The sequence below is a fragment of the Thermococcus sp. M36 genome (genome assembly GCF_012027355.1).
GTDB lineage: Archaea > Methanobacteriota_B > Thermococci > Thermococcales > Thermococcaceae > Thermococcus.
The window spans coordinates 1-592 of the sequence record NZ_SNUH01000051.1 but is presented as its reverse complement, the minus strand read 5'-3'; the positions used below and the strand labels follow the sequence as shown (position 1 = coordinate 592).

The 592-nt window shown below is 32.8% G+C and carries 1 protein-coding gene; it reads left to right on the top strand.

The window, feature by feature from the left end:
- Positions 1-63: 63 nt before the first annotated feature.
- Positions 64-592 (top strand): DNA methyltransferase (locus E3E36_RS11270; protein ID WP_206203620.1); only part of this gene is annotated, 529 nt, incomplete at its 3' end.

The following is a 592-nucleotide window of genomic DNA, read 5'->3' as shown; positions in this document are numbered from 1 at the left end:
TATAGCTATAGCACTGTACATTTATTATTATTTTACAGGTTTTAATTGCTTAACCAAATACCCATGAACCATTTGTATTTTGGCGACTGCTTAGATGTGTTGAAAGAACTGAAAACACAGTATCCGCAGCCTTTTATAGATTTAATTTATATAGACCCTCCGTTTAACAGCAAACGCAATTACAATGTATTGTTTGAAAGTATGGATATGAAAGATGCCAATGCACAAAAGCAGGCATTTGCCGATACATGGAGTAATTATAACTATGTAGATACGCTGAACGAAATTGCCGATATAGATAAAGAACTCTACACCATATTAAACACATTTCATAATTTAAAAAGCATTAGCGATAGTGCTGTTGCTTACCTAACCACCATGGCCATACGCATTTGGTACATGCATAAATTATTAAAAGATACAGGCAGTTTTTATTTGCATTGCGATAGCACCATGAGCCATTATTTGAAATTGATTTGTGATATGATTTTTGGAGAGAAGAATCATCAAAATGAAATTAGCTGGAAAAGAACTAGTGCACACAGCGATGCAAAAAAATATTCAAGAGTTACTGATAAAATTTTGTTTTACA